This is a genomic window from Cryobacterium sp. LW097, from assembly GCF_002205495.2.
Classification (GTDB): domain Bacteria; phylum Actinomycetota; class Actinomycetes; order Actinomycetales; family Microbacteriaceae; genus Cryobacterium; species Cryobacterium zongtaii.
The window spans coordinates 3,351,269-3,377,109 of the sequence record NZ_CP021992.1 but is presented as its reverse complement, the minus strand read 5'-3'; the positions used below and the strand labels follow the sequence as shown (position 1 = coordinate 3,377,109).

Sequence of the window (25,841 nt, the reverse complement as noted above, 5' to 3'; positions counted from 1 at the left end):
GGTCGTGTTCCCGTGCGGAAGTTCGTTCGCAGCTTCTGATCACCCCGACCGGCGCACGCCCGTATCGTGCACCGGGCGCGCGGGCGCGTGTTGGCCTAAAGTAGCCCTGTGATGGATACCCGCAGAAAACTCATCGACTACATCTCGGCCGACGCCGTCTTCCACGGTGACTTCACCCTCACCAGTGGCAAGAAGGCCACGTACTACGTGGATCTCCGCAAGGTCAGCCTCGACCACAGGGTCGCCCCGCTGATCGGCCAGGTCATGATCGATCTCATCAAGGACATTCCGGATGTCGTGGCCGTCGGCGGCATGACCATGGGCGCCGACCCCGTCGCCACCGCGATCCTGCACCAGGGTGCCGCCCGCGGGCTGGCCTACGACGCCTTCGTCGTTCGCAAGGAACCCAAGGACCACGGCCGTGGCCGCCAGGTCGAGGGCCCAGACCTCGCCGGCAAGCGGGTCATCGTCCTCGAAGACACCTCCACCACCGGTGGCTCACCGCTCGCCGCCATCGAGGCGCTGCTCAAGGTGGGCGCCATCATCGCCGGCGTCGCCGTGGTCGTGGACCGCAGCACCGGGGCCCGCGAAATCATCGAAGAGGCCGGCTACCCGTACTACGCGGCCATCGGACTCGAGGACCTGGGACTGAGCTGATGCCCGAGCAGCAGGGCGGCAACGACGACAAGGACCTCGGCCTGGACTGGCTCGCGGCTCAGCTGAACGCCGACGACAGCGAGGCTGCCGCCGAGCCCTCCTCCGAGGCCGCCGCCGGCACCAAGGCGGATGCGGGGCCCGACTCTCCCCCGACCGTCGCCCTCCCCGTCACGCCCGTTGTCGTTCCGCCGGTTGCACCGCCCGCCGCACCGCCAGCAGACCCGCCCGCCGCACCGCCGGGGCCCGCTGCGCAGGTTCCATCCCCGGATTCTGCGTCGGCCGACGGTGACACCGCGCCTGCCGCCACCACCCCGGCGCCGTCCGGCGGTTTCCGCTGGGGCCTCACCCCGACCTTCGAGCCCGATCCGGCCGTTGACGCCGCGCGACGCACCCCGCCGGCTCAGGCCGCTCCCGCGACTCCGGTCATCCCCGCCGCGGCGCCGCCTGTTGCACCGGCGCCGGCCGCCGCCGCGGCTCCGCCCGTTCGTCCCGCATCCGCGCCACGGGCCGCCGCACCGCCGCCCGCCGTTACGCCGGCGGCGCCCGCTGCTGCTGCCCCGGTACCTGCGGCCCCGGCACCCGCGGCCGACCCTGAGCACACTCAGCCCCTCACCAAGACGCCGGCTCCGCCGCGGCGGACTCCCGCCGACCTCGAAGCGGCGCCCTGGTGGACGACCCCGGCCCAGTCCCGGCTGGTGCCCACCGCTGAAGAGGAGACGGCCGCTCTCGGTCGTCGTACGCCGGCCACCCCGCCGAGCCCGTTGGACACCGGCGTCGCACCGCGCCCCGCCGACTCCACCAGCGCCACGGTCTCTCGGCACGCCGCTCACGTACCACTCCCCGAACCGGCTCCGGCCGCGCTCCCCGTGTCCGCCGCAACCGCGGCCGCGGCCACCGGTGCAGCCACGGCAGCGCCCGGCCACGACGCCCACGCCGCACCGGCGCCGTCCGCCGACGAACCCGGTCCCCGTCGCCGCGGTCCGGCCGACGGCGAGCCGCCGCGCCGCCCCTCGAAGCGAGACCTGCTTTGGGTCGGGGGTGCCGTGGTCGCGGTGCTCGTGATCATCGGTCTCTTCTTCCTGGGCCAGAGCCTGGGTGACACCCCGGCGGCCGCTCCCACCGAATCTGCCTCAGCCCAGGCGGGCACCTCCACGGAGCCCACGACTGCCCCCGAGCCCGCCGCCCCGGGCCCGCAGCCGGCCGGCGTGCACGCCTGGAACACCCTGTTCGGCACCGAGTGCCTCGAACCGTACACGTCGCCCTGGGACGAAGAATTCACCGTCGTCGACTGCGCCACCCCGCACATGGGCCAGCTGGTCTACCGCGGCATCCTCGAGGGCGACAGCGGTTCCCCGTTCCCCGGTGAGCAGGCGTTCGCCGACCAGATCAACGTTCTCTGCAGCGCCCCCGGCGTGATCGACTTCGAAACCGCCGGCGCCTACGGCGATGTGCAGCTGCAAGGCAGTTACCCGGTGACCGCCGAGCAGTGGGACGCCGGCGAGAGGTACTTCTACTGCTTCGCGAGCCGGTCCTCGGGCGAGCCGCTCACCGCGAGCCTGGCCCCGGCCGCCTAACGGCGCCGTAGCCACTCCGCACACACAGAAAGCCGGGCCCGAGGGCCCGGCTTTCCGTGTCACCGCGGTGCGCGGGCGGCTAGATTTCGTCGGATTCGACAGGTCCGGCGGCGAGCAGCTGGTGCACGCCGTCGAGGATCTCGTCGGGGCGGAAGGGGTACCGAGCGATCTCGGCGGGGTCGCTGATGCCGGTGAGCACCAGAACCGTGTGCAAACCGGCCTCGATGCCGGCGACGATGTCGGTGTCCATCCGGTCGCCGATCATGCCGGTGTTCTCCGAGTGCGCGCCGATGCGGTTCATCGCCGAGCGGAACATCATCGGATTGGGCTTGCCCACGACGTAGGGCTCCATGCCGGTGGCCTTGGTGATCAGCGCGGCGATCGCGCCGGTGGCCGGCATCGGTCCCTCGGCGCTGGGGCCGGTCGCATCCGGGTTGGTCACGATGAACCGGGCGCCCTTGAGCAGCAGCCGGATGGCTTTGGTGATGGCCTCGAACGAGTAGTTGCGGGTCTCACCCACGACCACGTAGTCGGGGTTGGTCTCGGTCATGATGAAGCCGGCCTCGTGCAACGCGGTGGTGAGCCCGACCTCGCCGATCACGAATGCCGTGCCGCCGGGGCTCTGCTGTTTGAGGAAGTCCGCCGTGGCCAGCGCGGAGGTCCAGATGCGTTCCTCAGGTACGTTCAGCCCTGAGGAGCGCAGGCGGGCCGACAGGTCGCGCGGCGTGAAGATGGAGTTGTTCGTCAGCACCAGGAACGGTGTGCCGGCATCGGTCCACTGCTGCAGCAATTCGGCAGCGCCGGGCAGGGCCTGGTTTTCATGCACCAGGACGCCGTCCATGTCGGTGAGCCAGCATTCGATCTCGTCACGGGTTCTCATGACTCGCTCCTTCTTGTGGGACGAACTGGGCGCAACCAGGGGGACAGGCTGCCGTATCCAGACTATCGGGGAGAGGTTTGCTGGCGGCACCCCGCCGCCGCCCTTGGCGGCGCGGTGCGCCCGGTCAGCGCGTGAGCCAGATGGCGCCGGCGGCGTCCGGGGCGAGCGGGTGCAGCTCCCCGTCGGGCAGCCGCACACTGTGCGCGTCGACCACATCCAGTCGACTGCCGGGGCCGATGCCCGCGTCGGCCAGGGCACGCAGGATGCCCGGATCGCGATCGCTGACCCTCAGCACGGTTCCGGCGTGGCCGGGCGCCGCATCCGCGAGCAGGACCGCCGGCACCCGCACGCTGGAGCCGTCGGCGCCGGGGATGGGATCGCCGTGCGGGTCGGCCGCCGGGTGGCCCAGATGGGCGTCGATGGCCTCGAGCAGCCGGTCGGAGATCGCGTGCTCGAGCACCTCCGCCTCGTCGTGCACCTCGTCCCAGGTGTAGCCGAGCTCCCGCACCAGCCAGGTCTCGATCAGCCGGTGCCGGCGCACCACGGCCGTGGCGCGCATCCGCCCGGCTGCGGTGAGGGTGAGCGGGCCGTACGGCACGTGGGCAATGAACCCGTCGGCAGCGAGCTTCTTCACCATCTCGGTCACCGACGACGGAGCGATGCCCAGCCGGGTGGCCAGGACCCGGGGTGTGATCGGCGCCGGCTGCCACTCGGTGTGCGCGTAGATCGTCTTGAGGTAGTCCTCGGCGGCCGGTGTGGTGGGTTTCATGACCACCTCGGGGTAGCTGGCCGGTTCATGCGGCGGTGAAGACGAGCACGAGCAGGACGGCGTTGAGGGACACCAGCAGCACCGCGGCCACGGCGCCGGCGGCCGTGGTGAACCAGCGGTTGGCGAAGTCGCCGAGCAGGCCGCGCTGCGCCGTGAGCCACACCAACGGGATGAGGGCGAACGGGATGCCGAACGACAACACCACCTGGCTCAGCACCAGCGCCTGAGTGGGATCGAATCCCACGCCGAGGATCAGCAGCGCCGGGATGAGGGTGACGATGCGGCGCAGCAGCAGTGGCACCCGCAGCTTGAGCAGGCCGTGCATGATCTCGGCTCCGGCGTAGGCGCCCACCGAGGTGGAGGCGAGACCGGAGGCCAGCAGCCCGATCGCGAACACCGTCGCGACCACCGGGCCGAGCGTGCTCTGCAGGGCCGCGTACGCACCCTCGAGCGAGTCGGTGCCCGGCACCCCCTGCAGAGCCGAGGCCGCGAGCAGCAGTATGGCGAGGTTGACGGTGCCGGCGATGGCCATGGCGATTGTGACATCCCACTTCGTCGCCCAGAGCAGGCGCCGGGTGGCGGCCGGTCCCTCCTGCATCGGGAACCTGTCGCGGGTGAGCGCGGAGTGCGCGTAGATGGCGTGGGGCATGATCGTGGCACCGAGGATCGACGCCGCCAGCAGCACCGAGTCCGCGCCCTCGAAGCGCGGCACCAGACCGTCGAGAACCGAACCGGCGTCCGGCGGCGCGAAGAAGACCCCGGCGGCGAAGCCCACCGTGATGATCAGAAGCAGGGCCACGATGACCCGCTCGAAAACGCGCGGGCCGCGTCGTGTCTGCACGGTGAGCACGATCATCGAGATGACACCGGTGATCACACCGCCGGCCAGCAGCGGCAGCCCGAAGAGCAGGTTGAGGGCCACGGCGCCGCCGATGATCTCGGCCAGGTCGGTGGCCATGGCCACGAGCTCGGCCTGCACCCAGTAGAGCCGACGGGCGGTTGGCCGCCGCAGGCGCACCCCGAGGATCTCCGGCAGGCTGGTGCCGGTGACGATGCCCAGCTTCGCCGACAGGTACTGGATCAGCCACGCCATCAGGTTGCCGGCCACGACCACCCAGACCAACAGGTACCCGTACCGGGCGCCCGCGGTCATATTGCTGGCCACGTTGCCCGGGTCCAGATAGGCCACGCCGGCCACGAGCGCCGGTCCGAGCAGCCAGAGCAGCCGGGTGGAGGCCACCGAGTTCAGCGAGGGAGGGGCGGCGCGTTCCGCCACGGTCGCGGTCGCTGCAGGGTCAGATTGAGGCATGCCTAAATCGTAGTGAGTATTTAGGTAAGCCGAAACCCCCTCGGGGCGGATGCCGCGTGCCCGGCGGCCCCGCCGACGGAATCAGTCGCCGATGACGAGGACGAGACCGCTGGGGCTGTTCGCCTGGGCGAGGAAAGTGCTGATCCGGTCCCGATCAAGGGCGTGTGCGCGGGCGGTGCGATAGTGAAACTGCACGCTGATGCCCGGCGTCAACCAGATCGTGGTGCGACTCTCCCCGGTCTTGCCCGGGTAGCCCCAGCTGAAGTAGAAGGACTGCTGGAGACGGAACTTGGCGCCCACCACCGCCTGGAGGTGGCTGAGGAGAAGGTCGTCCAGGATCACGGTCAGGGTGGAGTCGTAGATGAACCGCCCCACGCTCAGGTCCTCGCCCGCGGCCGGCGCACCACAGGGCGCGTGAGCAAGATCGGTCCATGGTCCATCGCGACGCCCCCCCGGGTCGTGTGCTGGTGCCGGCTGCGCGGTCGCCCGCCAGATTCAGATTTTCACTGTACCGAGAGGCGTGCGGGCCCGGTCAGTCCCCAGTCCGGGGCATCAGCCGGGGAGTGGGCTACTCGCGCACGTCCTCGGGCAGTTCGACGGCGGGCACGGCGGCCTTGCCGCGGGTGCGCAGGGCCTCGCGCCCGGCCTTGTACAGCTCGGAGAGGATCGGGATGCCCGAGAGCAGCACGATGCCGATGATGAAGTACTCGGAGTAGTCGGCGACGAACTGGATCTGCCCGAGCAGGAAGCCCACCATGGTGAGGCCGACGCCCCAGGCGAACGCGCCGATCAGGTTGAAGGTCACGAAAGTGCGGTAGCTCATCTTGCCGACGCCGGCAGCGAGGGGCACGAAGGCGCGGAAGACGGGCAGGAAGCGCGCGATGATGACGGCCTTGCCACCGTGCTTGGCGAAGAACGCGTTGGTGCGTTCGACGTTCTTCGGGTTGAAGAACCGGTTCTGCTCGCGGGCGAAGACGGCCGGTCCGGCCTTGCGCCCCACGCCGTAGGCCAGCTGGTCACCCGCGAACGCGGCGACGAAGATGATCGCACAGGTCACGAAGATGGGGAACGGCACGTCGCCGGTGGCGGTGAGCAGCCCCACCGTGAAGAGCAGGGAGTCGCCCGGCAGGAACGACAGCACGATGAAGCCGGTCTCGACGAACACGACGGCGGCGACGCCCAACAGCACGAACGATCCGAACCAACCGATCAGCCACTCGGAGTCGAGGAAGTCGATGCCGAAGAGTGTGGGATGCATGGAACTGCCTTCCGGTCGGGGTCATGAGTGCGGTCTCGATCGGATGGCGCCGGCGCGAAGACGCGGTCGGAACCGCCGCGGCTGCCGACTGTTGCGCACCCTGACCCCCAGGGTAGCGAACCCGAGGTGAACGGAAGCTGGGTGCTGCGGCCGGCGGTCCTCAGTCGGTGGGGGTGGTCGAGGCGGCCGCGGTACCGTCCAACGCCGCGCGCACGAGATCGAGGGCGGCGTCGCGGGTCAGGCCCAACTCGGCTGCGCGGCGCGCGTAGGCCCGGGCGGCATCCGCTGCCGGGCCCGGCGTCGTGACGCCGGCGATCACGGATCCGTTGCGGCCGCGGGTTTCGATCACTCCGTGGCGTTCGAGCTCGCGGTAGCTGCGCGCCACCGTGTTGGGCGCGATGCCCAGGTCGTCGGCCAGACGTCGCACAGTGGGCAGCTGCGCGCCGGGCTTCAGGTCGCCGGCACGCACGGCCGCGACGATCTGGGATCGAATCTGTTCGTATGGGGCGACGCCCGAGTCGGGATCGATGACGAGCATCATGTCGGAGAGCCGGCCGCTCGGTCGGCCCACAGCCGACGCCAGTAGTACTGCTGGGGCTTCGAGGCGACGTCGAGAAGGAGAACTGCGAGGGCCGCGCTGCTCAGTAGGACCAGAAGAAGTAGGCCCACGAGGGCCGCGGTCGCACCGCCGCCCTGGTAGTCGGAGAGGGAGCCGATGTCGAGGAAGGTGCCCAGGACCGACACGAAGCCCAGCGTGATGGGCACGGCGTGCAGGTCGCGCAGGGCCTGCGAGCGCAGGCCGTCGTTCCAGGCCAGATCGGTGGCGGATGCCGCCGGCTGGCCGCGATCGAGGATGCGGCGGGACAGCGCCTCCGACACCAGCAGCCCGGCGATCGAGGCATAGGCGAGCCAGGCGCCGGCCGACCCCCAGATGTAGGCGGAGGAGAGGCGCGCGTCGCCGAGCGCCCCGATACTGAAGGCGATCCATGCGGCGAGGACGGCCAGGAGAGCGAGGGCGGGCAGCAGGCGTCCGCTCCAGCGCTCCAGTGGGGGCACATAGTCGGCATAGCCGGGAGTGCATGACCTGGCAATGCGTGGCCCGGTGAGCGGAGTGAAGGCGCTCGCCGAGGACGCAAGTGCCGCGCCGATGGCGCTGCCGACGCCCAGGCCGCCGAAGATCAGCACGGGCACATAACCGGCGTTGAAGCCGCCGGGGAGGAGCAGGGCGGTGATGACCGCGAGCACGATGCCGGTGAGCCCGCCGGTCAGGAGTGCGCGCTCTCGGCAGATGAGCTGGCCGGTGATGCGCTCGGCGGTGGCGACGGGCACGGCGACGCCCAGCCGGCGCGCGTACTTGTCCAGCTCGCGCGCCCGGTTGGCAGGCTTGCTCGAACTCAGCGGCGCGAAGGAACACGCAATGGCAATGGCACAACACACGAACACGTACGACATACGCGCCTCCATCTCCCGGGGCGGAGGGTCAGCATCCGCCTTTCGTAGCAATACAATCAATGTAGCAGTACAAAACCGCGGAATGCCACCGGTGCCGGACCTCCGGCCGGCGGGATACGGTGGTGCAGTGCCAGAACCGTTGAACCCCACGCCAGAGCTGTCCACCAACGGGGTCGGCCCGTGGGTCGGGGAATGGCCGGAGGAGCCGTACTACGACCGAGAGCTGCTCGAACGCGGCGACACCCGCAACGTGATCGACCGGTACCGGTACTGGTCGATGCCGGCGATCGTCGCCGACCTCGACGAGAAGCGCAACCCGTTCCACGTGGCCATCGAGAACTGGCAGCACGACATGAACATCGGCTCGATCGTTCGCAGCGCCAATGCGTTCGGCGCCGATACCGTGCACATCATCGGCCGCAAGCGTTGGAACAAGCGCGGCGCCATGGTGACCGACCGTTACCAGCACGTGCTGCACCACCCGGATGTGGCGGCGTTCGTCGAGTGGGCCCGCACCGAGAACCTGCCGATCATCGCCATCGACAACCTGCCCGGCAGCGTGATCATGGAGACCTTCAGCTTCCCCGAGCACTGTGTGCTCCTGTTCGGCCAGGAGGGTCCCGGCCTCTCGCCGGAGGCCGTGGCTGCCGGTGACGCCCTGGTGGAAATCAGCCAGTTCGGCTCGACGCGCTCGATGAACGCTTCCGCGGCGGCCGCGGTCACCATGCACGCCTGGATTCTGCAGCACAAATTCTGACCCGCCCGGCCCGGCCGAGGGCTAGCGTGGAGTCATGACTGCGATCACCGACGATCTCCCTGCCAGACTCCTGCACGAAGCCCACGAGGGCTGGCGCGCCATCCTCGCCGGCAAGGGCGGTGACTACTACCAGCGCACCATGACCGGGGACGGTCTGCTGATTCTGCCGGGGGTGGTGCTCGGCCGCGACGACGTGCGCGCCGCGTTCAAGGCCGCCGCTCCGCTGGATCGGTATGAACTGCACGAGCCGGCCGTCATTCGGTTGGGTGAGCACGCGGGCGTGCTGGTCTACAGGTCCACGGCCTGGCGAGGTGACACCGCGACCGAGCTGCAGATGTCCACGACCTACCTCTTCGACGAGAACAACGGCGGCTGGGCGATCGCGGCGCACCAGGAGTCGCCGGTCTAGGCATCCCCTTCGCCGCACCCCGTATGGCCCATCGCGCCCCCTATGGCGGGCGCGATGGGCTAAAGCTGGTGCGGCGATGACCTTCGGCGTCGCCGAAAGGGGCGATCAATGGCCGGTCTCGGCGGCACGCTCCCCGGTGAGCGCCGAAACCGGAACCGTGCAGGCGTCGCCGCGCCACGCCTCGAGGCCCTCCTTCGCCGCGAAGCCGGCAATCACCAGCGCCGCGACCGAGTCCGCCCAGGCCCAGCCGAGCAGTGAGTTGAGCAGCAACCCGGCCAGCAGCGCGGCAGAGAGGTAGCTGCAGAGCAGGGTCTGCTTCGAGTCGGCGACGGCGGATGCCGAGCCGAGTTCCCGGCCGGTGCGACGCTCGAACCAGCTCAAGACCGGCATGATCGCCAGGCTCACCGCGGCCAAGGCGATCCCCACCGGGCTGTGCTCGGCCTCGCGCACCCCGAAGAGCGAGAGGCCGGCATCCACGCTCACGTAGGCCGCCAGCGCGAAGAAGGAGACCGCGATCACCCGAAGGGCCACCCGCTCGCGCTTCTCCGGGTCCGGTGCCGCGAACTGCCAGGCGATCGCCGCCGCCGAGAGCACCTCGACGATCGAGTCGAGGCCGAAGCCGACCAGTGCGGCGGAGGAGGCGACGGTGCCGGCGGCCAGGGCGATGCCCGCCTCGATCACGTTGTAGCTGATGGTGATCGCCACCACCAGTCGGATGCGGCGCTGCAGCACGCGGCGACGGATCGGGTCGAGTGACGATGCCGTGTTCGTGGCGGTCATGCGGGGGTATCGCAGCAGCCGGGAACGTCGCAGTCGGTTTCGGTGCAGGGCTCGCCGTCGTCGACGGCGAGCACCACCTCGACGAGGGCCGCGAGCGCGCGGGTCAGGTGCGGGTCGGCGATCTCGTACCGGGTTTGCCGGCCCTCTGGGACCGCGGCCACGATGCCGCAGCCGCGCAGGCAGCTCAGGTGGTTGGAGACGTTCGACCGGGTGAGGTTGAGCGACCGGGCGATCCGGGCCGGGTAGCCGGGCGCCTCGAGCAGGCTCAGCAGGATGCGGGACCGGGTGGGGTCGGCCATCGCACGACCCAGGCGATTCATGACGTCGAGGTGGCTCGCAATGGTCAGCATTGACTGACCATACAGCGCCGGGTGACCTATCGCCAAGCCCGACCCCGAACGTCGGGATTTAACTTGCACTGTGTGTCCAATGATGCAAAACTGCACTCTATGTCAGAAAGTGCAATCACTTCCCGTGTTGAGCGACGGATGCGTAAGACCGCCGCCAATCTCACGGCGGTGTCGCGTCGGCTCACGGCGGAGCGCGGCCTGGCCGGTTTCACGATCGAGGAGGTGTGCTCCGCCGTCGACGTGTCCCGGCGCACCTTCTTCAACTACTTCGCCAGCAAAGAAGACGCCGTCATCGGGGTCAATCCCGACGACGAGTACCGACTCTTCGCCGAAAAGTTCCTGGCCCGCGGAGCGGGCGAGTGGCCGCAGGTGCTCAACGACCTGATCGACCTGGCCATCCAGCACATTGAATCCGATGAGATGGACCCCCGGGAGCACAGCGACCTGATGGTGGCCCTGGAACGTGAGCCGCGCTTGTTGGCCCGTTTCATCGGCCTGTCCAGGGACCGCGACCGCCAGCTCCGCGGCCTCATCGTCGAGAGGCAAGGCGTCGACGGCGACGATCCGCGTGCTGCGGCGATCGTGAGCATCGTCGGCTCGCTCATGAAATCCACCGCCGACACCTTCGTCGATCCGGCGAATGACCAAGACTTCGCCGTCATCCTCTCTTCTTCGCTCGACGCCATGCGCCTCGTGCTGGCCGTACCCACTCCCTGAAAGGCAACATTTCGTGACCACCACCTCCGAGGCGCCGCTCCTCCTCACCCAACGGCGAATCTGGATCATCTTCGGCGCCCTGATCGCCGGCATGCTCTTGTCCAGCCTCGACCAGACCATCGTCTCCACCGCGATGCCCACCATCGTCGGCCAGCTCGGCGGCGTCGAGCACCAGGTCTGGCTCACCACGGCCTACCTGCTGGCGACGACCATCGTGATGCCCGTCTACGGCAAGTTCGGTGACGTGCTCGGCCGTCGCAACCTGTTCCTGATCGCGATCGCGCTGTTCACCATCGCCTCGGTGGGTTGTGCCTTCGCCGGCGACTTCACCCAGCTGGTGGTCTGGCGTGCCGTGCAGGGCCTCGGTGGTGGCGGCTTGATGATCCTCTCCCAGGCGATCATCGCCGACATCGTGCCCGCATCCGAGCGTGGCAAGTACCTCGGCCCGCTCGGCGCCGTCTTCGGCCTCTCCGCCGTCGGCGGTCCGCTCCTGGGCGGTTTCTTCGTGGACCACCTCACCTGGCAGTGGGCGTTCTACATCAACATCCCCGTCGGCATCGCGGCCTTCGCGATCGCCTGGTTCGCCCTGCGGCTGCCGAGCAAGAAGGCCACCCAGCCGATCGACATCCTCGGCGTCATCTTCCTGTCGGCCTTCACGACCTGCCTGATCTTCTTCACCGACTTCGGCGGCAACGCCGACCATGGCTGGGAAGCGATTGAGACCTGGCTCTTCGGTGCCGGCATGCTGCTCGCGGCCGTCCTGTTCGTCATCACTGAGGCGAAGGCGAAAGACCCGATCATCCCGCTGTCGCTGTTCAAGAACCCGACCTTCGTCAACGCGACCCTGATCGGCCTCACCCTGGGGCTCGGCATGTTCTCCGCGATCGGGTTCGTGCCCACCTTCCTGCAGATGTCTTCAGGCACGTCAGCGGCGGCATCCGGCCTGCTGATGCTGCCGATGATGGCCGGCCTGATCGGCACGTCGATCATGTCCGGTATCGCCATCACCAAGACCGGCCGTTACAAGATGTTCCCGATCATCGGCACGATCCTCACCGCGCTCGCGATGGTGCTGATGACCGGCCTCACCGCCGAGACGCCGATCTGGTTGATCTGCGTGTTCCTGTTCATCTTCGGTGCGGGCCTCGGGCTGATCATGCAAGTTGTCGTCCTGGTCGCCCAGAACTCGGTCAACCCGTCGATGGTGGGCACCGCAACCAGCACGAACAACTACTTCCGCGAGGTCGGTGCCGCGCTCGGCGTGGCCGTGTTCGGCACGATCTTCACCAACCGGCTCACCGAGAACCTCACCGGCGTGTTCAGCAACGCCGGCGCGAACGCCACGGATGCCGCTGCGGCCACGTCCACGATCGACCCGCAGACCCTGAATGCGCTGCCCGATGTCGTGCGTGACGGGGTGGTGGCGGCCTATGCGGATGCGCTGGCGCCGGTGTTCTGGTACCTGCTGCCCTTCATCGGCCTGGCCTTCCTCCTTGCCCTGATGCTCAAGCAGATCACGCTCTCCGACGTGGCCGGAATGGTCGCCCGCGGTGAGGCCGTCGGCGGTGCGGAGGCCGAGGCCCTCGAAGCCGCCCAGCACGGCCACCCGACGCACCCGACGCACCCGGCCACCGCCCCGTCCGATGCCGGAGTCCGTGCCGACGCCGAGCTGAAGGCGCCCGAACCGCGCTAGCGGCAGTTTCGCCGAATTGCTTCAGAATGCCCCTTCACCGCACCCGAAGGGGTATTTTGACGTGAGTCGCCGCCGGTCCCCTCCGCGACTGCGGCCAAAGTGGCCCTTCGATGCCTGCCAGGGGGTCTTTTGCGGCAACTCGGCGACCCGGTTTGCGCCCGGCGACGGGTGACTGGGCCTATGGTCCCGTTCGTTCGAGCCGCGATGGCCGTAGCCTGATCCCAGGCCGGTCTGGATCCTTCAGGAAGTGTGCGGCTTTTCTGTGTCTCGACCGCAAAGGCCCGCTCCATGTCACTCACCATCCCCGTCCAGCCCGCCCTGGTCACCACCGACGAGATCTTCGCTGCCCACGAGGGCGGCAAGCTGCGAATCGAACTCGCCCGGCCCATCGACACCCGGCGTGACCTGGCCGTCGTCTACACCCCTGGCGTTGCCGAGGTCAGCCGCGCGATCCACACCGATGCCGCTGTCGCCGCCACGCACACCTGGGCGAGCCGGCTGGTGGCCGTCGTCAGCGACGGCACCGCGGTGCTGGGGCTCGGCGACATCGGCCCGGCCGCCGCCCTGCCCGTGATGGAGGGCAAGTCGGCCCTCTTCCAGCGCTTCGCCGGGCTGAATTCCATCCCGCTGGTGCTCGACACCACTGACGTCGATGAGATCGTCGAGACCCTCGTGCGTCTGCAGCACAGCTTCGGGGCCGTGAACCTCGAGGATGTGTCGGCGCCGCGCTGTTTCGAGCTCGAGGCCAAGCTCATCGAGGCCCTCGACATGCCCGTCATGCACGACGACCAACACGGCACCGCCGTCGTGGTGCTGGCCGCGATCACCAACGGCGCCAAGGTGCTCGGCCGGGATCGCGCGGGCCTCAAGGTCGTCGTGTCCGGCGCGGGCGCGGCGGGGATCGCGATCGCCGCGATCCTGCTGGAGGTCGGTATCCAGGACGTCGTGCTCCTGGACTCCCGGGGCATCCTCAGCGGCCACCGCATCGACCTGACCGGCGTCAAGGCCGAGTTCGCCGTGACGTCGAACCCCCGCCAGATCGACGGCGGCCCGGCGCAGGCCCTCGCCGGCGCCGATGTCTTCGTCGGCGTCTCCTCAAGCACCGTCGAGGAATCCCTGCTCGCCACGATGTCGGCTGACGCCATGATCTTCGCGCTCTCCAACCCCGACCCCGAGGTGGCCCCGGACGTGGCCGGCCGTTATGCCAGGATCGTGGCCACCGGACGCAGCGACTACCCCAACCAGATCAATAACGTGCTCGCCTTCCCCGGCATCTTCCGCGGGGCCCTGGATGCCGGCGCCCGCCGCATCACCACCGCCATGAAGATCGCCGCCGCGATGGCCATCGCCGACCTGGTCGGTGACGACCTCGCCGCCGACTTCATCGTGCCCAGCCCGTTCGACGAGCGCGTGGCCGACGCCGTGGCCGCCGCGGTGATGGCGGCCGTCTAGCTGTACTGCCCAGGCAGGTTAGTTAACCGCGTGATCGGTGGCTTGCCTCCGATGGCGGTGTGGTGCCTGTGGTGATTGTATTCGTGGAGCCATGCTGGCAGTGCTGCTCGGCGGGCTGATTCGCTGTTGTAGTGGCGGGAGAACGCCCAGCCGTCGGCGAGGGTGCGGTGGAAGCGTTCGATCTTCCCGTTGGTCTGTGGCCGGTAGGGGCGGGTCTTCTTGACCTTGATGCCAAGCTCGGCGCAGGTGTCGCGCCAGGCGTGGGATCGGTATGCGGAGCCGTTGTCGGAAAGGACACGTTCGACGGTGACACCGCGCGCTTCGAACCAGGACACGGCTCGTTTCAAGACGCCGACGGCGGTCTCGGCTTTCTCGTCGCCGTGGATCTCGGCATAAGCGACCCGGGAGTGGTCGTCGATCACGGTGTGGACGAACGCTGTTCCCAGAAGCTCGTGGTGATGTCTGTTCCGGGTGGTGCCTGGGGTCGATTGCCGGTTCTTGGCTCCTTGTTGCCGTCCGACATAGCGGTGGCCGCCGCCGTCCGGGATGTTGCCGATCTTCTTCACGTCAACATGGATCATCGCGCCGGGTCTCTCGTGCTCGTAGCGGCGGACCGGCTCGCCGGTACGGACGTCGACATGCCGCAGCCTGTTGAGGCGGCAGCGGGTCAACACCGCGTGAACGGTCGAGGCCGGCATCTCGAGACGGGCGCCGATCCCAACGGGCCCGAGGCGCTTCTTCCAGCGCAGATGCACGACCTTCCGCACCAGCTCCGGGCGAGTCTTTGTGGGGCTGCGGTGCGGGCGCGATGAACGATCCTGCATGCCGTCGCGGCCCATCGCCGCGTACCGGTCGGCCCACCGCTTCGCGGTCGGCCATGACACGTGGAAGAACACCGCTGCATGGGCGACAGGCCAGCCGTCATCGACGACCAGCCTTCCGATCCGCAGACGTTGAACCGGGGTGAGAGCAGCATTAGCGTGAGACACGAGGACCTCCGGACGGGTTGGGGAACTAGACAGCTCCACCCTCCACCGGAGGTCTTCGTCATTTCAAGACGTCACACATCAACCAACGTCCCTGGGCAGTACATCTAGCGGTCGCACCTTCCTCGTCGGTCGCACCCGTCTCGTCGGTCGAGCTTGTCGAGACCCGGTGACCCGGCCTGCGGTCGCGCGAACGCGTCAGAACAGGGTGTGCTGCACCCGGTCGAGCGGGAGCAGTCCCGTCAGGGTGACCCGCAACCCGGCAAGCCGGGGCACCGGCTCGCCGGCCAACAGGTCGCCGGCCACAGCGAGCCAGTCCGCCCGCCCGGTCGTCGCCGCCACGAGGTTGCGCTTCCGCACAACCGCCTTTCCGCCGGTCTCCGGTCGCAGGGTGAGAGTCATCCCCGTGCCCGCGAGTCCCGCCCGCTCGGCGCGTTTGCAGAGTCGCTCGACACACGCCTCGGCCAGCTCGCCGGGCGTCTTGTCCGGCCGCGCGAAACCGGCGGTGGATCCCTCGGCCGTGAGGGACGAGCGCTGTTCGACCGGGCGCACCACGGCGTCGTCGGTGCCGTCCCGAATGCGCCACAGTCGCCGCGCCATCGCGGTGCCGCAGACGTGCTGCAATTCGTTCGGCGGGATGCCGTCCACGTCGCCGAGCCTCAGCACTCCGATGCGATGGAGTCGCTGCAGTGTGGTGGCACCGATTCCCCAGACGTCGGTGATCGGCAGGGTCGTGCGCAGACGCGCTTCCTCGCCGGCGTCAATCACCGAGAGCCCGTCGGGCTTCGCCCTGCGGGAGGCGAGCTTCGCCATCAGCTTGGTGCTGCCCACCCCGACACTGATGGGGATGCCGAGTTCCCGGGCCACCCGCCGGCGCAGCGCGTGGCCGGCGTCGATGGCCCCTGCCCAGTCGGTCGCGCCGACGTCGAGGAAGGCCTCCTCGATCGAGCCGGGTTCCACTGCCCTGGCGCTGTTGTGGAAGATGTCGAAGAGGGCGTCGCCCACCTCCTCGACCTCCGCGCGTGGCACGTCGATCAGGATCAGCTCAGGACACTGCCTCAGCGCGTCCTGGGCGAGCGATCCGGAGCGCACACCGCGCGCACGAGCCGGGTAGTTCGCGCTGGCAATGTAGACATGGGCGACCACGGCAACCGGCACGGCGGCGAGCTCTGGTCTCGAGCGCAACGCGACCGAGGCGAAAAAGGCGTCGGCGTCAGCGTGCAGAACCGGACGTGCCGTCATGCGCGCCACCCCGATCACCGTCTGCATCGTACATGTGTTCGATTGTAGCCGATTCGGCCGCCGCGGTCAGGCGTGCCGAGTGGCCCGCACGATGGCGTCGTGCATCGCGAGGGGGCGCCCCTCCGGCCCGGTGACCGTGCGGGCGCGCTCCTCGGCGCTCTCGATGCACCAGATCGCGGGGTCGAGACGACCGGTGATGTCCGCCAGGGTGGCCGTCGCCTCGACGGGTGGCTGCTGGCCCGCGCCCGCGGCGTGGCCGTGACCGCCACCATGCGCGTAACCGTGCTCGTGACCGCGCCCCTGACCGACATCGGGGCCCGCCGAGGTCGGCTTGTGCAGATGCCCCACGATCAGCAGGGTGCCGCCGGGAGCGACCCAGTCCGCAATGCGCTCGTAGAAGGCCAGCTGCGGCATCGCCGGGTGCGCATAGCTGGTGGCCACCAGGTCGAACCGGCTTGTCGGCAGCCACGTGGTGAGGTCGGCCTCGAGCCAGGTCACCCTCGCCGCAACCGACGTTTCGGCAGCCCGTTCCGCCGCTGCCTCGAGGGCGGTGCCGGAGATGTCGGCGGCGGTCACCCGCCAGCCGCGGTCGGCCAGCCAGATGGCGTCGGCACCGGTGCCGCATCCCGCATCCAGGGCGGTTCCGGGCCTGAGGCCGGCGATTTCCCGTTCGAGATGCGGGTTCGGGCCGCTCTGGTCCGACACCTCGGCTTCCGGATCGTGCGCCTGTTCCCAGTGCCGTTCCCAGTAGTCCTTCTCAAAGCTGTGTGTCATCGGGTCGGCCCTTCGGTGTGGTCGTCAAGTGTCCCGATGATGCCGAATAGGGCAGCACTCGCGCAACCTGTCTTGCCGGAATGGCAAGCAGGCAGTTCAGCCGATCAAGCTGGGCTTGAGGTCGCGCAGGGTGCGGAAGTGCGTCATCCGCACCACGCCGATCGCGGCGATCACGAGCGCCCCGGTGAGCCAGAGCAGCAGCACCCCGGCGTCGTTCAGGGCGGTGGCCGGGTTGCCGCCGTACATCAGCTGGCGGATGCCGTCGACGGCGTAGCTCATCGGCACCACATGGTGCAGGAACGCCAGCGGCGCCGGCAGGGTCTGCCAGGGGAAGGTGCCGCCGGCAGTGACCAGCTGCAGCACCATGAGCACCAGGCCCACGAACTGGCCCACGCTGCCCAGCCACACGTTGAGCGCCAGGATGATCGCGGCGAAGGTGAGTGCGGCCAGGCCCATCATGCCGTAGGTGCCCACCGGGTTGTGCACCTCGAAGTGCAGCACGCCGGTGAGGATGCCGAACAGGGCGGCCATCTGCAGCAGGCCCAGGATGCCGGGGGTGAGCCAGCCGGCGAGGGTGATCTTCACTGGGGAGTGCAGGGCCGTGATGGCGCGGCGGGAGACCGGCTTCACGATCAGGAACAGGGCGTAGATGCCGATCCAGCCGGCGAGGCTGGCGAAGAACGGGGCCAGGCCGGCGCCGTAGGTGCCGGCGGAGGTCACCGCCGCCTTCTGCAGGTTCACCGGGTCGGCGATGGTCGAGCCCTGCAGGTCGCGGGTCTGGGCGTCGGTGTCCGGAATGCTGCCGACACCGTCGGTGAGCCCGTCGCGCAGTTCGCCCGCGCCGTCCTTGAGGCCGACAAGGCCGTCGCTGAGGGACGAGGCGCCGGTGGCGAGGGTCTCTGCGCCGGCCCTGGTGGATTCCGCGCCGGTGCTCAGGCTCGCCGCACCGTCGGCGGCGGAGGCCGCGCCGGTGCTCAGGGTGGCGGCGCCGTCGGCGGTCTGGCCGGCGCCGGCCGCCAGACTGCTGGCTCCGGCCGCGGTCTGCCCGGCGCCGGTGGCGAGGGCGCTGGCGCCGTCCGCGCTCTGGTGCGCGCCGGTGGCGAGGGCGGCCGCGCCGTCGGCGGAAGTGCGCGCCCCGGCCGCGGCGGTCGCGGCACCGGTGGCCAGGCTGCTCGCGCCGTCGGCGCTCTGCTTGGCCCCGTCGGCGGTCTGGGCAGCCCCGGTCGCCAGCTGGCTGGTACCGGTGCTGAGAGTCGTGATGGCGGTGCCGGCAGCGGTCAGGGCGGCGCCGCTGTCGGTGATGCTGCGGCCGATCGGGTCGAGGGTGGCCAGTGCGGCGTCCACCTCGGTCTGGCTGAGTCCGGCGGCGGTGAGCTGATCGGCCAGGGCCGTGCGTGCGGCGGTGTAGGTCGCGCCCGCGCCGGCGAATTGGGTACCGGCCGCACCGGCGGCGGTGTTCAGCGCCGCCGTGCCGTCGGCCACCTGTTGGGCAGCGGCGGCGACCTGGGCGGCACCGGTGGCGACCTTGCCGGTGCCGGCGGCGAGGGTGGTGGCACCCTGCGACAGCGCGGCGGTGCCGTCGGCGACCTGCCCGGTTCCGGTGGCCAGGGCGTCGGCTCCGGTCGCGACCTGGCCCGCGCCGGCGGCGAGGCCGCCCGCTCCCGTGCTGAGCTGCGCGGCCCCGGCGGCCAGGCTGTCGGACCCGGTGGCGACCTTGCCCGTGCCGTCGGCGATCTGGGCGGCACCGTCGGCGAGCTGCCCGGTGCCGTTGGCGAGGGTGCCGGCTCCCGTGGCCAGCTGGCCGGTGCCGTCTGCGAGCCGGCCCGCCCCGTCGGCGAGGCTGCTGCCGCCGTCTACGGCGGTCGACGCGCCATCCGTCAGCTGGGTGGCGCCATCGGCGGCGTCGACCAGGCTCGAGCGGATGTCGGACAGGCCGATGAGCAGGGTGTCGGCGGCCTGCTCGTTGACCCGTTCGACGATGGCATCCCGAATGGTCTGGGCGGCCTGGCTGCCGATCGTGGAGGCGAGGTAGCTGTTGGTGTCGTTGGTGGTGAGGGTGATCGTGGCCTGGTGCGGGGTATCGGATGAGGACGAGGCGATCGAGCTGGAGAAGTCGGCGGGAATCGTGACGCTGAAGTCGTAGGTGGCGTCGGCCACACCGGCCTTCGCGGTCGCCGCGGTCACGGTGTGCCAGTCGAAGGTGCCGTCCTCGATGAGCTGCTCGGCGACGTCGGTGCCGTAATTGGTGGCGGCGCCGTCCAGCTCCGAGCCGGTGTCGGACACGACGAGGGCCACGGGCACTCGGTCCAGGCCCGCGTACGGGTCCTGGTTTGCCCAGAGGTAGAGGCCGCCGTAGAGCACGGGCACCAGCATCAGCGCGACGAGTGCCACGCGGGACATGGTCGTGGCGGTCAGGCGCGCCAGTTCGGCGCGGATCATGGCGAAGATCTTCACAGTTCGTCCGCTCCAGCGGGGGTGAGGGATGAGCGCACGAGTCCGGCGGGCAGTTCCCCGGCCGGCTCGAGGTTGGTCAGTTCCAGGTCGGCGATCGCGTGCGCGGAGGCGTCACCGGCGATCACGAGCACCGCATACCCCCGCGCGGCCAGGCCGCCCGCGACGTCCCACCAGCCCAACGGGTCGCCGCCGTGGCGGTCGGGCGAGGTGAGAACGAGGCCCAGAACGCCGTCGCGAAGCACCGCCAGCTCGGTAAGCAGGCGGATGCGGTCGTCGGGCGCGAGGTCGCCCATGTCAGAGCGTGCCTGGTCGGCGAGGTCGAGCTCGGTGAGCACCCGCGTGACCGTGCGTCGGCGGCCGAGTCGGCCGGCGAACATGAGCTCTTCGGCTACAACCTCGTCAACCTTCAGGTCCGCGGCCGGCTCCGAGACCCCGAGGGCGTCGACGAGGGCGATCTGGCGGCGCAGTCCCGCATAGTCGGTGTGGCCGTCCAGGGTGACGGTTCCGGCATCCGGCCGCATCCGCCCCGAAGCGATCAAGCCCAGAACAGTGGGGCGGCGTTCGGTCTCGGCGCGAGCAAATGTGACGGCGCCGCTGGCGAATTCCAGGGTCGTTTCCGGAAGGGCCGAGTTCTTCGGTCCTTTGGTGACGGCAGTGAGGTTAACGCGCATGCGAGCGCCTCCAGGGGGAGAGGGGCCCGACCAACGCCGGACCGAATTCTGGGGGAAAAGGGGCATCGCGGCGCTGGGACAGGGTCACACTCTAATTCACCCACCTCGACTTAGGCTGACTAGTCAGTGTCAGTTCGAAAGCTCTCAGAGAACACCCGAGCCAGGGGTGCGCTTGCATCCGTCGAAAGAGCGGATCTATACTGACTAGTCGGTACAAAGATGCCGACGAGAGAGGAACGACGTGCAGGCGACACTGGTAGCGGATGAACTGAGCGTGAGTCACAAGCGGGGCGTGGTCTTCGGGCCGCTGAGCTTCAGCGCCGACGACGGCCTCACCGTGATCTGCGGTCCGGCCGGCAGCGGCCGCACGAGCCTGCTCCTCACCCTGGCCGGGCGGATGAAGCCCAGCTCCGGCAGCCTGTTCGTGCTCGGGGAGGACCTGCCCCGCCACGCCAGGCGGATCCAGCGCCGCACGGGCGTGTCAGGGTTCCACGGCATCGACACCCTCGAGGAGTCGGTCAGCGTGGCCGCGGCCATCCGAGAACGCCACGCGTGGCTCGCCCCGTGGTGGTCCTTCATCCGCGCGGTCGACGATGCCGAGGTCGCCCGCGTCTGCGGTCCCGTCTTCGGTGACATCCCCGTGCCCGCCGCCAGCACCATGATCTGGGACCTCGACGAGGTGGAGATGGTGCTGCTGCGCGCGTCGCTGGCCATGATGAGCCGCCCCGACGTGCTGTTCTTCGACCAGGTCGAGCAGGTGCATTCCGCCGAGGCCCGCCGCCAGCTCTGGTACCGGCTCGGTGCGATCGTGCAGGCCGGCACCCCCGTGATCGCCTCGGCGATCGCACCGGACTTTGAAATGTGGGCGGAACTGGGCATCGACCCGACCGTCCTGTACATGAACCAGGAGATTCGCTAGATGTTCGCCTTCCTCTCTATGGGAACGGAGCTGCGCCGCTTCGGCAAGGGCACTCTGCCCAAGATCGCACTCGTCGTGCTGATGTTCATCCCCCTGATTTATGGCGCCCTGTACCTGTGGGCCTTCTGGGCGCCCGACAAGGAGCTCAGCCACCTGCCGGTCGCCCTGGTCAACACCGACACCGGCGCCACCCGCGACGGTGAGGAGTTCAGTGCCGGCGACGACCTCGTCGACAAGCTCATCGACGGCAACGACCTGGGCTGGGTCGAAACCAGTGCCGCGGATGCCGCCACCGGCGTCATCGACGGCGACTACTACTTCTCGGTCACCATCCCCGCCGACTTCTCCACCGACGCGATCTCCGCCGGCACCGACACCCCCACCGCGGCCGAGGTGCAGGTCGACTACAACGACAGCAACAGCTTCCTCGCCTCAACCCTGGGCAAGCAGGCTATGGTGCAGCTGCGCGACGCCGTGTCGGTGAACATCGGCGACCAAACCGTCAGCGCGATGCTCGTGGCCGTGAACGAAGCCGGCGACGGCATCCGCAGCGCGGCAGACGGCGCCGGCACCCTCGCCGACGGCCTCACGACGGCCGAAACCGGCACCGGCACCCTCGTCGACGGGTTGGGCGACCTCTCCGCCGGCGCTGTGGAGCTCGACGACGGCGCCGCGCAGGTGGCCGACGGCTCCTCCACGTTGGCCACCGGGCTCGGCACGCTGTCCACCGGAGCGGCGACCCTGTCCGACTCCTCGGTGAAACTCGCCGACGGTGCCACCGCGGTCGCCGACGGATCCCAGAAGGTGTCCGACGGCTTCGCCAAGGCCGCCACCGGGGCAGCCACCCTCTCCGACTCCTCCGACCAGCTCGCCGCCGGGGCCACCTCGATTGCCACCGGTGCCGGGCAGCTCGCCACCGGGACGACCACGCTCTCCGATGGTCTGAAGAATCTCGAGGCGGCCATCGCTGCGGCCCCGGCCGGCACACCGGCCTCCGCCTTCCTGCCCTCGGTGACCAAGCTCGCCGGCGGCGCCGACACCCTCAACACCCAGACGCAGGGTGCCGCGACCCAGATCTCGGCCTACGCGACCTCCAGCGGGCAGTTCGCGGCCGGTCTCGGCCAGCTCTCCGACGCCCTCACCGGTGGTGCCCCCGGCGCCGCCCAGGTTGCATCCGGAGCCTCGGACGTCGCCGCCGGCGCCGGCGCCCTCTCGGCCGGGGCCGGCAAGCTCGCCACCGGCGCGGCGACCGCGGCCACCGGATCGGCGACCCTCGCCGACGGCGCTGACAGCCTGGCCGCCGGAACCGGCACCCTCGTCGACGGCAGCACCAAGCTGGTCGACGGCGGGACCGAATTGCAGTCCGGCACCGTGCAACTCGCCGATGGCGGCCACACCCTCGCCGATGCCCTCGCGTCCGGCGCGGCAGCCGCGCCGGACGACAGTGACGCGCAGATCGCCACGAAGGCCTCGGTGATCGCGAACCCGGTCGACCTCAAGCAGACCTGGGAGAACGCCTCCGACAGCTTCGGAGAGGGGTTCGCGCCCTTCTTCCTCGCCCTGGCCACCTTCGTCGGTGCGCTGATCACCTGGCTGATCCTGCGGGCGCTGCCCACCCGGGCGCTGGCCAGCGCCGCCTCCGGGCTGCGCGCCACGATGACCGGGTTCCTGCCGGCCATGGCGATCGGCCTCAGCCAGGTCGTGATCATGGTCCTGGTGCTGGTCTACGGCATCGGGCTCACCCCGGCGCACTGGCTGGGCATGTCGGTCTTCATCTACCTCACCACTCTGGCGTTCCTGGCGCTGCAACAGATGTTCATCATCCTGTTGGGCACCGCGGCCGGCCGCGTGGTCAGCCTGGTGCTGCTCATGCTGCAACTGAGCTCGTCGGGTGGAACCTACCCGGTGGAGACCACGCCGGAGTTCTTCCAGATCCTGCACCCGTGGATGCCCGCCTCGTACGTGGTCACCGGGCTCCGGCAGCTCATCACCGGAGGAATCGACTCTAGACTGTGGCTCTCCGTGCTTGTGCTCGTGGGCATCCTGGTCGGCTCGATCGCCGTCAGCGCCTGGAGCGCGTCCCGGCAGCGGATGTGGACGATCACCCGGCTGCACCCCGAGATGACCATCTAGCCCTGAGCCCGCACCGAGTGCACTGAGAGGACCGGCCCATGCCCCGCGCGATCGGAACCAAACGAGCGATCCTGGATGCCGCGCTGGAGCTGGCCGCCACCCGCGGGATCACCGGCACCACGATGGATGACGTCGCGGAGCGCGCCGGGGTGGCCAAGGGCAGCCTGTATTACAACTTCAGCTCGAAGGACAACCTCTTCGAGGCGCTGTTGCAGGAGGGGGTCGGCGCGCTCGCCGATTCCCTCCGCGAGGCGCGCACCGGCCTGCACGGCCGGGCCGCGCTGGAAGCGTTGATCACGGTGCTGCTCGACCGGATCGAGGCCAACGCGGGCCTGGCCAAGCTGATGGCGGCCGAGATCTTCCGCACCGACCGGGCCTGGCAGAAGACCCTGTTCGCCCTGCGGCACGACGCCCTCGCGGTCTTCGCCGAGGCGATCGCCGAGACCAAGCCGGCCACCGCGGCGGCCGGCACCAGCGGGCTGATGGCGTCCAGTGTGTTCGGTGCCGTGCTCATGGCCGGCCTGGAATGGCTGGTTTTCGAGCCCGACCGGCACCGCGACGAGGTGTCCGCGGCCATCCTCGAGTCCCTCTCCGGCGGCCTGCTCGCCTGAGCCCCCTGTCGCGAACTGTGACCTGAGCCCCAGAATCGGGCGAATGTGGTGCTTAAGTCGCAGCTCGCGGGGCTGAATCGCGGGTCGCGGTAGTATCGAGTGTGACCGGCGCAAATCTGATCGACCAGCCCGAGACCCTCCTACCCGCGGAACCGGAGGTGACCGAAGCGCTCAGCCGAACCGCAACGCAGGATATTGCGACCGTGGTGGCGGCGCATCCGAAGTCATCGCTGGCCTGGTCGGCGCTTGCCGACTACACGCACAGCCAGGGTCGCCTGCTCGAGGCCTACGCCTATGCCCGGGTGGGCTACCACCGGGGCCTCGACGCCCTCCGTAAGGCCGGCTGGCGTGGCCAGGGCCCGATCCCGTGGGCGCACGAACCCAACCGGGGCGTGCTCCGCGCGCTGTTCGCCCTCCGCCGTGCCGCGGCCGAGATCGGCGAGACCGACGAGTTCGAGCGTCTCACCGCGTTCCTTACGGGCGCGGACCCCACCGTCATCACCCGGTTGCGCTCGCAGCACACCGAGACCCAGATGTTCCCGGCGATTCAGCCCGCCGTTTCGCCCGGCGACGACCCGGCCCCGCCGACCGCCGCCTTTGTTATTCGAGGAGACAACTAACCCATGCCAGCAATTGTTCTGATCGGCGCCCAGTGGGGCGACGAAGGTAAGGGTAAGGCCACCGACCTCCTCGGCAGCCGTGTCGACTACGTCGTCAAGTTCAACGGCGGCAACAACGCCGGCCACACCGTGGTCGTGGGTAACGAGAAGTATGCGCTGCACCTGCTGCCCTCGGGCATCCTCACCCCCGGCGTGACCCCGGTGATCGCCAATGGCGTCGTCGTCGACATCGAGGTTCTCTTCGAGGAACTCGACGCGCTCAGCTCCCGCGGCGTGGACGTGTCGAAGCTGCGCGTGAGCGCCAACGCGCACGTCATCACGCAGTACCACCGCACCATGGACAAGGTCACCGAGCGGTTCCTGGGCAAGCGCCAGATCGGCACCACCGGCCGCGGCATCGGCCCGACCTACGCCGACAAGATCAACCGGGTCGGCATCCGCATCCAGGACCTGTTCGACGAGAACATCCTGCGCCAGAAGGTCGAGGGCGCCCTCGGCCAGAAGAACCACATGCTGGTCAAGGTCTACAACCGCCGCGCCATCACGGTCGACGAGATCGTCGACGACCTGCTCAGCTACGCCGAACGCCTGCGCCCCATGGTCGCCGACACCGCGCTGCTGCTGCACCAGGCGCTCACCGAGGGCAAGACCGTTCTGTTCGAGGGCGGTCAGGCCACGATGCTGGATGTCGACCACGGCACCTACCCGTTCGTCACCTCGTCGAATGCCACCTCCGGCGGCGCGGTGACCGGTTCCGGCATCGGCCCGAACCGGATCGACCGCATCATCGCGGTCGTCAAGGCGTACACGACCCGGGTCGGCGCCGGTCCCTTCCCCACCGAGCTGTTCGACGAGTCCGGCGAGTTCCTTCGCGCCAAGGGCTTCGAGTTCGGCACCACCACCGGCCGCCCGCGCCGGTGCGGCTGGTACGACGCCCCGATCGCCCGCTACACAGCACGCATCAACGGTGTCACCGACTTCGTTCTCACCAAGCTCGACGTGCTCACGGGCCTGGAGACCATCCCGGTCTGCGTCGCCTACGAGGTCGACGGGGTGCGCTTCGACGAGGTGCCCGTGTCGCAGTCCGACTTCCACCACGCGAAGCCGGTCTACGAGGAGTACCCCGGTTGGACCGAGGACATCACCATGGTGCGTCACTTCGAGGACCTGCCCAAGAACGCCCAGGACTACGTGCTCGCCCTCGAAGCAATGAGCGGCGCCCGCATCTCCGCGATCGGCGTGGGCCCCGACCGCGAGGCCATCCTCACCCGTCACGACCTCATCGACTAACCCGCACCGCACGCGAACCGTGAGCACGGCCCCGACCCCGAGTTTTTGGGGCTCAGCTCACGGTTCGGCGAAGGGAGAACCCAC

At 69.5% G+C, this 25,841-nt stretch carries 26 protein-coding genes; 12 read left to right on the top strand and 14 right to left on the bottom strand.

Translation table 11 applies throughout. The features are described from left to right. The first annotated feature begins 111 nt into the window (after positions 1–111). The gene (pyrE, locus tag B7495_RS15820; RefSeq protein ID WP_165787853.1) at positions 112–657 is read left to right on the top strand and encodes an orotate phosphoribosyltransferase; all 546 of its coding nucleotides are present in this window, start codon (positions 112–114) and stop codon (positions 655–657) included. Continuing rightward, positions 657–2,231 carry a hypothetical protein gene (locus B7495_RS15815; protein WP_088457423.1) on the top strand — a complete coding sequence of 525 codons (1,575 nt, stop codon included), beginning with the start codon at positions 657–659 and terminating at the stop codon, positions 2,229–2,231. Before pyrE ends, B7495_RS15815 begins: the two co-directional genes overlap by 1 nt. A 79-nt stretch (positions 2,232–2,310) precedes the next feature. Here B7495_RS15815 and B7495_RS15810 read toward each other — a convergent pair whose 3' ends face one another. The 7 genes from B7495_RS15810 to B7495_RS15780 form a co-directional block, all read right to left on the bottom strand. Beyond that, positions 2,311–3,111 (bottom strand): HAD-IIA family hydrolase, encoded by an 801-nt coding sequence (locus tag B7495_RS15810; protein ID WP_088457422.1) that lies wholly within the window; start codon positions 3,109–3,111, stop codon positions 2,311–2,313. Positions 3,112–3,235: 124 nt separating this feature from the next. After that, complete coding sequence (locus tag B7495_RS15805; protein ID WP_088457421.1) at positions 3,236–3,880, bottom strand: metal-dependent transcriptional regulator; 645 nt, start codon at positions 3,878–3,880, stop codon at positions 3,236–3,238. A gap of 25 nt (positions 3,881–3,905) precedes the next feature. Continuing rightward, on the bottom strand, positions 3,906–5,189 hold the full coding sequence (locus tag B7495_RS15800; RefSeq protein WP_088457420.1) for an Nramp family divalent metal transporter: 1,284 nt from the start codon (positions 5,187–5,189) through the stop codon (positions 3,906–3,908). Between the two features lie 81 nt (positions 5,190–5,270). After that, on the bottom strand, positions 5,271–5,564 hold the full coding sequence (locus B7495_RS15795; RefSeq protein WP_088457419.1) for an ATP-dependent DNA ligase: 294 nt from the start codon (positions 5,562–5,564) through the stop codon (positions 5,271–5,273). A 193-nt stretch (positions 5,565–5,757) separates the two neighbouring features. Then, complete coding sequence (locus B7495_RS15790; RefSeq protein ID WP_088457418.1) at positions 5,758–6,447, bottom strand: DedA family protein; 690 nt, start codon at positions 6,445–6,447, stop codon at positions 5,758–5,760. A 160-nt stretch (positions 6,448–6,607) separates the two neighbouring features. Continuing rightward, positions 6,608–6,988 (bottom strand): GntR family transcriptional regulator, encoded by a 381-nt coding sequence (locus tag B7495_RS15785; RefSeq protein WP_370028194.1) that lies wholly within the window; start codon positions 6,986–6,988, stop codon positions 6,608–6,610. Continuing rightward, positions 6,985–7,899, bottom strand: a complete 915-nt coding sequence (locus B7495_RS15780) for a hypothetical protein (protein ID WP_088457417.1) — start codon at positions 7,897–7,899, stop codon at positions 6,985–6,987. The genes B7495_RS15785 and B7495_RS15780 overlap by 4 nt, the downstream gene beginning before the upstream one ends. A gap of 127 nt (positions 7,900–8,026) precedes the next feature. Between B7495_RS15780 and B7495_RS15775 the strand changes: the two genes are divergently transcribed. Both B7495_RS15775 and B7495_RS15770 read left to right on the top strand, forming a co-directional pair. Then, a complete protein-coding gene (locus B7495_RS15775; RefSeq protein ID WP_088458141.1) occupies positions 8,027–8,656 on the top strand; it encodes a TrmH family RNA methyltransferase in 630 nt (209 codons plus the stop codon). Positions 8,657–8,690: 34 nt separating this feature from the next. Continuing rightward, entirely contained in the window at positions 8,691–9,065 is a 375-nt protein-coding gene (locus B7495_RS15770) for a DUF4440 domain-containing protein (RefSeq protein WP_088457416.1), read from the top strand. A gap of 105 nt (positions 9,066–9,170) precedes the next feature. On the opposite strand, the gene B7495_RS15765 is transcribed toward B7495_RS15770, so the two are convergent. Both B7495_RS15765 and B7495_RS15760 read right to left on the bottom strand, forming a co-directional pair. Next, complete coding sequence (locus tag B7495_RS15765; protein ID WP_088457415.1) at positions 9,171–9,845, bottom strand: cation transporter; 675 nt, start codon at positions 9,843–9,845, stop codon at positions 9,171–9,173. Then, positions 9,842–10,195: a helix-turn-helix transcriptional regulator gene (locus B7495_RS15760; RefSeq protein ID WP_088457414.1), complete on the bottom strand. Its 354-nt coding sequence runs from the start codon at positions 10,193–10,195 to the stop codon at positions 9,842–9,844. Before B7495_RS15760 ends, B7495_RS15765 begins: the two co-directional genes overlap by 4 nt. A gap of 99 nt (positions 10,196–10,294) precedes the next feature. On the opposite strand from B7495_RS15760, the gene B7495_RS15755 reads away from it, so the two are divergent. The 3 genes from B7495_RS15755 (at position 10,295) to B7495_RS15745 (ending at position 14,057) form a co-directional block, all read left to right on the top strand. Next, complete coding sequence (locus tag B7495_RS15755; protein WP_088457413.1) at positions 10,295–10,912, top strand: TetR/AcrR family transcriptional regulator; 618 nt, start codon at positions 10,295–10,297, stop codon at positions 10,910–10,912. A gap of 13 nt (positions 10,913–10,925) precedes the next feature. After that, positions 10,926–12,605: an MDR family MFS transporter gene (locus tag B7495_RS15750; protein WP_240632278.1), complete on the top strand. Its 1,680-nt coding sequence runs from the start codon at positions 10,926–10,928 to the stop codon at positions 12,603–12,605. Positions 12,606–12,893: 288 nt separating this feature from the next. Then, positions 12,894–14,057: an NADP-dependent malic enzyme gene (locus tag B7495_RS15745; protein WP_088458140.1), complete on the top strand. Its 1,164-nt coding sequence runs from the start codon at positions 12,894–12,896 to the stop codon at positions 14,055–14,057. Here the strand turns inward: B7495_RS15745 and B7495_RS15740 are convergent. The 5 genes from B7495_RS15740 to B7495_RS15720 all read right to left on the bottom strand — a co-directional run bounded on the left by B7495_RS15740 (position 14,054) and on the right by B7495_RS15720 (position 20,184). Then, positions 14,054–15,046, bottom strand: coding sequence for an IS481 family transposase (locus tag B7495_RS15740; protein ID WP_088457411.1), 993 nt, complete (start codon positions 15,044–15,046; stop codon positions 14,054–14,056). The genes B7495_RS15745 and B7495_RS15740 overlap by 4 nt on opposite strands. Before the next feature lie 195 nt (positions 15,047–15,241). After that, the gene (locus B7495_RS15735) at positions 15,242–16,285 is read right to left on the bottom strand and encodes a DNA polymerase IV (protein ID WP_166789019.1); all 1,044 of its coding nucleotides are present in this window, start codon (positions 16,283–16,285) and stop codon (positions 15,242–15,244) included. Positions 16,286–16,351: 66 nt separating this feature from the next. Beyond that, positions 16,352–17,059, bottom strand: coding sequence for a bifunctional 2-polyprenyl-6-hydroxyphenol methylase/3-demethylubiquinol 3-O-methyltransferase UbiG (locus B7495_RS15730; protein ID WP_088457409.1), 708 nt, complete (start codon positions 17,057–17,059; stop codon positions 16,352–16,354). A gap of 96 nt (positions 17,060–17,155) precedes the next feature. Next, entirely contained in the window at positions 17,156–19,513 is a 2,358-nt protein-coding gene (locus tag B7495_RS15725) for a YhgE/Pip domain-containing protein (protein WP_240632277.1), read from the bottom strand. After that, complete coding sequence (locus B7495_RS15720) at positions 19,510–20,184, bottom strand: hypothetical protein (RefSeq protein WP_088457408.1); 675 nt, start codon at positions 20,182–20,184, stop codon at positions 19,510–19,512. Before B7495_RS15720 ends, B7495_RS15725 begins: the two co-directional genes overlap by 4 nt. Before the next feature lie 274 nt (positions 20,185–20,458). On the opposite strand from B7495_RS15720, the gene B7495_RS15715 reads away from it, so the two are divergent. The 5 genes from B7495_RS15715 to B7495_RS15695 all read left to right on the top strand — a co-directional run bounded on the left by B7495_RS15715 (position 20,459) and on the right by B7495_RS15695 (position 25,757). Then, complete coding sequence (locus tag B7495_RS15715; RefSeq protein WP_165787854.1) at positions 20,459–21,103, top strand: ATP-binding cassette domain-containing protein; 645 nt, start codon at positions 20,459–20,461, stop codon at positions 21,101–21,103. Then, positions 21,104–23,236: a YhgE/Pip family protein gene (locus B7495_RS15710; RefSeq protein ID WP_088457406.1), complete on the top strand. Its 2,133-nt coding sequence runs from the start codon at positions 21,104–21,106 to the stop codon at positions 23,234–23,236. Between the two features lie 38 nt (positions 23,237–23,274). Then, entirely contained in the window at positions 23,275–23,847 is a 573-nt protein-coding gene (locus tag B7495_RS15705) for a TetR/AcrR family transcriptional regulator (RefSeq protein ID WP_088457405.1), read from the top strand. 101 nt (positions 23,848–23,948) lie between these two features. After that, on the top strand, positions 23,949–24,467 hold the full coding sequence (locus tag B7495_RS15700) for a DUF3151 domain-containing protein (protein WP_088457404.1): 519 nt from the start codon (positions 23,949–23,951) through the stop codon (positions 24,465–24,467). Positions 24,468–24,470: 3 nt separating this feature from the next. Continuing rightward, positions 24,471–25,757, top strand: a complete 1,287-nt coding sequence (locus B7495_RS15695; RefSeq protein WP_088457403.1) for an adenylosuccinate synthase — start codon at positions 24,471–24,473, stop codon at positions 25,755–25,757. Positions 25,758–25,841: the final 84 nt, after the last annotated feature.

Coding starts and splice junctions, on each gene's coding strand:
- pyrE (WP_165787853.1), top strand. CDS start 112: ATGGATACCCGCAGAAAACTCATCGACTACATCTCGGCCGACGCCGTC.
- B7495_RS15815 (WP_088457423.1), top strand. CDS start 657: ATGCCCGAGCAGCAGGGCGGCAACGACGACAAGGACCTCGGCCTGGAC.
- B7495_RS15810 (WP_088457422.1), bottom strand. CDS start 3,111: ATGAGAACCCGTGACGAGATCGAATGCTGGCTCACCGACATGGACGGC.
- B7495_RS15805 (WP_088457421.1), bottom strand. CDS start 3,880: ATGAAACCCACCACACCGGCCGCCGAGGACTACCTCAAGACGATCTAC.
- B7495_RS15800 (WP_088457420.1), bottom strand. CDS start 5,189: ATGCCTCAATCTGACCCTGCAGCGACCGCGACCGTGGCGGAACGCGCC.
- B7495_RS15790 (WP_088457418.1), bottom strand. CDS start 6,447: ATGCATCCCACACTCTTCGGCATCGACTTCCTCGACTCCGAGTGGCTG.
- B7495_RS15785 (WP_370028194.1), bottom strand. CDS start 6,988: ATGATGCTCGTCATCGATCCCGACTCGGGCGTCGCCCCATACGAACAG.
- B7495_RS15780 (WP_088457417.1), bottom strand. CDS start 7,899: ATGTCGTACGTGTTCGTGTGTTGTGCCATTGCCATTGCGTGTTCCTTC.
- B7495_RS15770 (WP_088457416.1), top strand. CDS start 8,691: ATGACTGCGATCACCGACGATCTCCCTGCCAGACTCCTGCACGAAGCC.
- B7495_RS15765 (WP_088457415.1), bottom strand. CDS start 9,845: ATGACCGCCACGAACACGGCATCGTCACTCGACCCGATCCGTCGCCGC.
- B7495_RS15760 (WP_088457414.1), bottom strand. CDS start 10,195: ATGCTGACCATTGCGAGCCACCTCGACGTCATGAATCGCCTGGGTCGT.
- B7495_RS15755 (WP_088457413.1), top strand. CDS start 10,295: ATGTCAGAAAGTGCAATCACTTCCCGTGTTGAGCGACGGATGCGTAAG.
- B7495_RS15745 (WP_088458140.1), top strand. CDS start 12,894: ATGTCACTCACCATCCCCGTCCAGCCCGCCCTGGTCACCACCGACGAG.
- B7495_RS15735 (WP_166789019.1), bottom strand. CDS start 16,285: ATGACGGCACGTCCGGTTCTGCACGCTGACGCCGACGCCTTTTTCGCC.
- B7495_RS15730 (WP_088457409.1), bottom strand. CDS start 17,059: ATGACACACAGCTTTGAGAAGGACTACTGGGAACGGCACTGGGAACAG.
- B7495_RS15720 (WP_088457408.1), bottom strand. CDS start 20,184: ATGCGCGTTAACCTCACTGCCGTCACCAAAGGACCGAAGAACTCGGCC.
- B7495_RS15710 (WP_088457406.1), top strand. CDS start 21,104: ATGTTCGCCTTCCTCTCTATGGGAACGGAGCTGCGCCGCTTCGGCAAG.
- B7495_RS15705 (WP_088457405.1), top strand. CDS start 23,275: ATGCCCCGCGCGATCGGAACCAAACGAGCGATCCTGGATGCCGCGCTG.
- B7495_RS15695 (WP_088457403.1), top strand. CDS start 24,471: ATGCCAGCAATTGTTCTGATCGGCGCCCAGTGGGGCGACGAAGGTAAG.